The 6,722-nt window shown below is 33.8% G+C and carries 5 protein-coding genes; all 5 read left to right on the top strand.

The genetic code is table 11. The features are described 5' to 3' along the window. The first annotated feature begins 213 nt into the window (after positions 1 to 213). Complete coding sequence (locus OXQ85_RS12885) at positions 214 to 1,848, top strand: tetratricopeptide repeat protein (RefSeq protein WP_267405082.1); 1,635 nt, start codon at positions 214 to 216, stop codon at positions 1,846 to 1,848. Positions 1,849 to 1,955: 107 nt separating this feature from the next. After that, positions 1,956 to 4,286, top strand: coding sequence for a T9SS type A sorting domain-containing protein (locus OXQ85_RS12880; protein WP_267405081.1), 2,331 nt, complete (start codon positions 1,956 to 1,958; stop codon positions 4,284 to 4,286). A 318-nt stretch (positions 4,287 to 4,604) separates the two neighbouring features. Next, positions 4,605 to 5,780, top strand: coding sequence for a thioredoxin fold domain-containing protein (locus tag OXQ85_RS12875; protein WP_267405080.1), 1,176 nt, complete (start codon positions 4,605 to 4,607; stop codon positions 5,778 to 5,780). 20 nt (positions 5,781 to 5,800) lie between these two features. Next, positions 5,801 to 6,445, top strand: coding sequence for a DUF3575 domain-containing protein (locus OXQ85_RS12870; protein ID WP_267405079.1), 645 nt, complete (start codon positions 5,801 to 5,803; stop codon positions 6,443 to 6,445). Position 6,446: 1 nt separating this feature from the next. After that, positions 6,447 to 6,653: a hypothetical protein gene (locus tag OXQ85_RS12865; RefSeq protein WP_267405078.1), complete on the top strand. Its 207-nt coding sequence runs from the start codon at positions 6,447 to 6,449 to the stop codon at positions 6,651 to 6,653. The last annotated feature ends 69 nt before the right edge of the window (positions 6,654 to 6,722 follow it).

Genomic DNA, 6,722 nt, shown 5'->3' with positions numbered 1-6,722 from the left:
CATCCGCCGAAAAAAAAAAAAAAAAATGAGCTCAAACAAATGCTGCAATCGAGGCTAGGAAGTCAGCCATGTATTAACATTTAGGAAATAATTTCAAAACTTGACAAAATCGATACAATATTCTTCTCCAAACTCCAAACTTTGATTATTCTCAAATTTGTGTAATTTTAATCATTACATATCATTACATTGAAATTTATACATATTGATACGATGAAACATATTATTTTATTACTATTATTTATTTTATCGCCTATCAATATCATTGCCCAAAAAGATAATTCTATTGAGTATGCCGATTTATTGATCAAAAAAGGCGTCGATGCGTTATATAAAAAAGATCACAGTCATTCTTTGGAAATTTTTGCGGAACTTAAAACATTGGCAGAAAAAAACAATTGGTATAATCAACAATTTATTGCCACCAACTGCATCGGGCTCAATTATTACGGAATGTCAGATTATAGCGAAGCACTGGACTATTATCTGGAAGCCTACACCATTGCGATGAAGCATCTCACAAAGGATAATGAAAAAACCGTTTTAAACAATATTGCACTCGTTTACTTTGAGCAGGGAAAATATAAAGAATCTGAAAAGCACCAAAAAAGAGCTTACGAGCTCGCTATAGATAATAAAGACAGTGTAGGAATTGCAATCTATGCCGATAATTTGGCTAATTTATACAACAAAACCAATCAGTTAGATAAAGCATTGGACTATATCAGAATTGCAAAACCGATAGCTTTAGCGACAAAAGAAAAACGAAGTGTGATAGATATTGCCATTAGCGAAGCACAAAATTATCTTCAGAGAAAAGATTTTGATAAAACATTAAGTATTCTACAACCCATAATCAATCAACTTAATACAAAAGATCAAAACGATAATAAAATTGCATCATTACTTGTTCTTTCCAAGGTATTTCAAGGTAAAGATGATTATCAAAAGGCACTTTCTTATGCCATTGAAGCCCAAAAAGCAAACGAAGATTATCCTAATAAGAAAAAAATTTACAATCAGTTTTCAGAATTATATTTTGAATCAAAAGATTATGAAAAAGCCTTTCTTTACAAAGATTCAATTATCATAGTTAAAGATTCACTGAATGCCATTAAAAACAAGGCAATGTATCAAAACAGCGAAATGAAGCTGAAACTTCAGGATTCTCAAAAGGAATTGGAAAGTGAAAAAAGATTGAAATTCTATATCGGAGCTTTCTGCATTTTAATTTTAGCATTATTGAGCTGGTTATTTAGAATTTTATACGTTAAAAATCGTCAGAAACGAACACTTGCCGAAAAGAACGAACAAATTATTGCGTTAGATCTTAAAAATAAGGAAAACGATAATCTTCTGCTGGAGCAACAAATAAAGGAAAAAGAAACCGAAGCCCTTTTGGAAAAGGAAAAATTAAAAAATGAACTCGAAAGCCGCAACCGAAAATTGGCAGCCAACGCCATTCATATCGCTCAGCGAAATGATAAAATTGAAGAGTATATATTAAAATTAAAAAGCGATCCTTTAGTTTTAAAAAATGATCAAATTTCTAAACAATTAGATCAGCTTAAAGAAATTTTAACCAAAGAAGACTCAACCGATGATTTTCTTACTCACTTTGAAAGAATCAACAGTAAATTCATCGAAAATCTAAAAGAAAAACATCCTGATCTTACCTTAAATGACATTCGCTTTATCTGCTACATTTATATGAATCTCTCCATAAAAGAAATTTCATCTATTTTTAATATCACTATTGAGGCTTGTAGAAAGAGAAAAGAACGAATTTCTAAACGAATGAACCTGTCGAACTCAAACGATCTATTCAACTACATATCAAATATTTAAATATAAATGTCACGTTTTTTCTGATTAAAGTCCTACTATTTACCGCTTGATTTTCTTCAAAATTTTTTATCAAAAAATATATTTGTGATGAACAAAAAAATTTAGATATGAAGAAATCAATATTAACTTTATTATTTCTGCTGTGTTTGCAGTTCTCATTCGCTCAAGTGAGCTTTGTGGGTAATCCGCAGTATGGGCAGATAAGAAATTTTGTTTACGACAAAAATATTCAAAACAAAGTATATGCTACCACGTATGTAGACAAACACATTTTGGTATCTACAGACAATGGTACAAGCTGGAATATTTTATACACCCTTCCCTATCCTGAATATGGCCCGAATATTAAGGAAATGAGACTCACCAACAACGGAACAGCCTTAAGTTTCATCGTATATTTCGGTCTTGGAAGTTCGCTGAATCAGGTTGCTGTTTTAGATTTAGAATCATTAAGTATCATCAAACAATTTTTCATGCCACCCAATGAAAATGTGCAGACAATTAAAAATTACACTTTATTCGACAATGGAACAATGAATATTGCAGCAATGCTTACCGGTGGAAATTATGACAAATATTTCTACACTACCAACGGAGGTTCTGCATGGTCGAAAGTATATGACGGCAGCAATTTCGAAGATGTTCAGTTGGCAGATGCGGCTATAGATCCTGTAAATTCTCAAACGCTTTATATCGCAAGAAATGGCGGTCCCGGAAATGTGGATGGCGGATTTTTAAAATCAACTGATGCAGGAGCCACTTGGACGGAATCTTTAAATGGTTTAATCCTCCAATCTTTAGCCGTTGATCCTGTAAATGAAGGAACTATTTATGCGGGTTCAGGAATTCTTTGGAGCTATCCGAATCAGCATCAGGCGGTTTATAAATCGATCGACGGCGGCGCAACTTGGGCAGAACAAACCGGAATTACCTGGACGACAACAGGAATGGGCATGAAAAACATTACGAAGATCAGTATAAATCCGTACAACCCGAATCACGTGATCGTAATGGCAGACCAGCGCGTGGCAGTTACAACCAATGGCGGAACAAGTTGGACAAGCACAGAATACAACGGGCTTGCAGATGGATCTTCTTATTTCTACGGAACGGATGCAGCTTTTAACCCAAACAATACCAATCAAATATTTTTAGGAGACAATCGCTACCCGAAACGTTCAAATGATGGAGGAAACACATTAACGATCCTTCAAACCCCCTTTTTTATAGGTATGGGAAGAATAAATGTGGTGAAAGACAATAATGTTGATAAGCTTATTTATGGAGTTCAATACGGATATACCGTGAAAAACCTTGAAACCAACCAGGAAACACCGATAAACATAATGCCATTAAGTGAAAGCCCAATAAGCGGAAAAATACCTTTAATGCTTGTAGATAAAAAACTTCCGGGAAGATCTTACAATTTCGATGCTTCTTTCATGGGAAATAATATTAAAGTTAGCAATGATTATGGGGGGACTTCAGAATCAATTTATTCTACTTTCGACAGCAATTTTACCACTGCGGAAACAGATCCTAATAATGCCAATATTGCTTGGTTGGCAACATTCGATGGGGTAAATGCTACTTTAATTAAATCAAATTTCACAAACATCAGCAGTCCTCAAAACGATATCATCACGCTACCTTATAATGAAGATTTTATTTATGGAATAAAAATTAATCAAAACAACTCCAACGAAATTTTGATTACTGTGGGAAATAAATTATTCAAAACCACCAATGGCGGAACTTCATGGACAGAAATTACAGCAGGATTACAAGATTTAACCCTACCGAATATTGCGCTAAACTTAGTTCAGAATCCATTAAATCTTAATCAATACACCATGGCGGCTTCCAACGGAATTTATACTTCAATGGATGCCGGAACAACCTGGACTAAAATTTACAGCGGAATGGTACATAAAGTAGAACATTCGGCCATAGAAAATGGGCAAATCATAGGAATAACCTCGTCTTATATGGATATTCTTCCAAAAGTAATTTACAGCAACAACAGTGGCGGTACATGGCAAGAAAAAAATGCTTCCACGTATTTTAACACCACAGTTTTGGACGGTGCAGCACGCTTCATAAATGCAAATACTGCGGAGGTTTATCTAACGACAAATTCATTAGGAATAATCAAAGATGTTATTAATTTTTCAACTTTAGGTACAGCAGAACCTGTCATTACAAAAGATGACATTACCGTATATCCCAATCCGACTACGGATGTGATTAACATTAAATCAGGGAAAAATAACTCTAAATTTAATGTAAGCATTTACAGCACAACGGGGCAATTGGTGGTAAGATCAGAAAATAATAAGGGAAGTATTAACATATCAGATCTTGCAAAGGGTGTTTATCTTGTGAAAATAGATCAGGAAAATGCACGTACAGTTGTTAAAAAAATTATTAAAAAGTAATTACTTTTCAGCATTTTTATTATCCTTTAAACTGTCTGTAACAGGGCAGTTTATTTAGACAATCATTGGTGTCTTTATGTATCATTTTAAAGCACTAACACCATAATATCTCTTTTAGAGAATATTTTTTTAATTCACAGTTTTCATATTAAAACCGCCTGCCCCAAGGCGGTTTTAGTTTTTTACTGAAGTAAATTTACATACACCAATCTGTATGTTCTAAACCTTCAAACTTCCTATATTCTGTGACATTTAAGTTCTCTTTAACATCTATTTACATTGAAATTAAGTATATTCGCCTTTTAATTATTTGAAGGAATGAAGAAGATCATCTCTACCCTATTTTTGTTCACAGCAACAGCTGTTTTTGCTCAGGAAGCGATTCATTTTGAGGAATTACCTTTTAAAGAACTGATTGCAAAAGCAAAAAAAGAAAACAAAATCGTGTTTATGGATGCTTATGCATCTTGGTGCGGGCCTTGTAAAATGATGGAGAGAAACGTTTTCACCCAAAAATCTGTCGGAGATTATTACAATGCCAATTTTGTAAATGCAAGATTCGACATGGAAAAAGGTGAAGGTAGAGAAATCGCAGCAAAATACGGAGTTCGTTCTTATCCAACCTATCTTTTCTTGAATGGTGATGGAGAGCTGGTTTCGCAGAATTACGGCTATATGGAAGAAAGTCCGTTTTTGGCCATGGCGCAGGATGTAAATTCTCCAAATAATAAAAAAGGTTCATTAAAAGAGCGTTTTGCAAAAGGTGAAAAAGATCCGGAATTTTTGATCAATATCATGAAACTGAATTCAACTTCGGATTATGATTTTGCTAAAAGTGCTTCCGAAAGATATTTTGAAAATAAAAAGAAAACAGAAGAATTATCAAAAGATGACATCGGATTTTTATTGTTTTTCTTAAAATCTGCTGAAGATAAAAATTATAAAACCTTTGTTGAAAAAAAGGCAGATATTATTAAACATCTTCCTGAAGAAACATACAATCAGTTTGATGCTCAGATTAAATTATCAAAAATTGTTGAGCAGTCGATCGATAATAAAACCCAAAGAGTAAACGAAGAGTTTTTCATGAAAAATGCTGAACCTTTGGTCGGGAAACATGATGCTGAGGTAAGACTTAATCAAACTAAATTAAGTTATTACGAGCAAAATGCCAACTATCCTGAATATGAAAAAGCAGCATTGGATTATTATAAAAACTCCGATTCTTTTGATACCAACGAATTATTAAAAACCGCATGGGTATTTTCTGACAACATAAAAAATGTAGCTTCCTTAAAAAAGGCTGCAGAATGGGCAGAAAAATCCGTTATGAGAGGTGAAACATCTGAAAATACATATATACTGGCAAAACTCTATTTTTTAACAGGTAATAAAGACATGGCGAAAACATACGCTGAAATGTCTAAAACTCTTGCAGTACAAGCCAATAAAGATTCGCATTTGGCTGAAGAGTTATTGAAACAAATAAAATAATCTATTAAAAAACACAGGGTTTGAGGTACAAATTTTTAGCAGCTTTCTTAACGGTATCTGCGTTAGGAACAATGAATGCTCAGGAAGCTGAGCAATCGGAAACGGGTGTATATGTAAAAGGAAATGCTTTACTGGCTCCCATTGGAATTGTAAACGTTGGTGTAGAACATCAGGTAAGCAAAAACATCACCGTGCAAGGTGATATTTTCATTTCTCCGTGGAAATCTTTTGCAGGAAAACATGCTCAGGCTTATTTATTAGGCTTCGACGGAAGATATTATTTCAGCAAAGCATTTGATAAATTTTATGTTGGAGCTAATATCACCGGAGGAGCTTTCAATATCCAAAAATGGAGCTACTGGAATGATAGTTATTTTGTTCATAAAAATGGCGAGGTAACTCCATATGTACAATCAGACCTTTACCAAAGAGGTTATACTTTTATTCTTGGTGTTGTAGGTGGTTATCAGTTTAAATGGAAAGAGAGATGGAATATCGACATCTATGCCGGTATTGGATCTATGCAAAGTTTTTACAAAGGATATGATAAAGTAAGTGGAGATCGTTACGACAATCTGGAAGACAGAATGGGACGTGAATGGGATCGTAGTGGCGAATTTTTGCCTTATCGCGGAGGCATTATGATCTCTTATAAATTAAGATAGAATGAAATTATTCGGAAGAAACCATATCATCATAAGCCTGATTACATTCGGGATTTTATTTTTAATGAATTATCTCGGAAATGATCAGCCTGATAAATTAGAAAGAGCCTTAATGACAGCTGGAGCAGGTGTGATTGGACTATCAATCGGACTTTTTATTTTGAATAAAGGAAAGAATGATAAAAATCCGCCTCAGAATTTTGATTGATATTTATATAAGTGAATAGTCAATTGTGAATTCGCTTACGCTCGTGAATTTTAAAAATTGACTTGCAAA

The organism is Chryseobacterium sp. GM_Chr_2 (assembly GCF_026540445.1).
Classification (GTDB): Bacteria; Bacteroidota; Bacteroidia; order Flavobacteriales; family Weeksellaceae; genus Chryseobacterium.
This window is presented reverse-complemented; position numbering and strand designations above follow the sequence as displayed.

Coding starts and splice junctions, on each gene's coding strand:
- OXQ85_RS12885 (WP_267405082.1), top strand. CDS start 214: ATGAAACATATTATTTTATTACTATTATTTATTTTATCGCCTATCAAT.
- OXQ85_RS12880 (WP_267405081.1), top strand. CDS start 1,956: ATGAAGAAATCAATATTAACTTTATTATTTCTGCTGTGTTTGCAGTTC.
- OXQ85_RS12875 (WP_267405080.1), top strand. CDS start 4,605: ATGAAGAAGATCATCTCTACCCTATTTTTGTTCACAGCAACAGCTGTT.
- OXQ85_RS12865 (WP_267405078.1), top strand. CDS start 6,447: ATGAAATTATTCGGAAGAAACCATATCATCATAAGCCTGATTACATTC.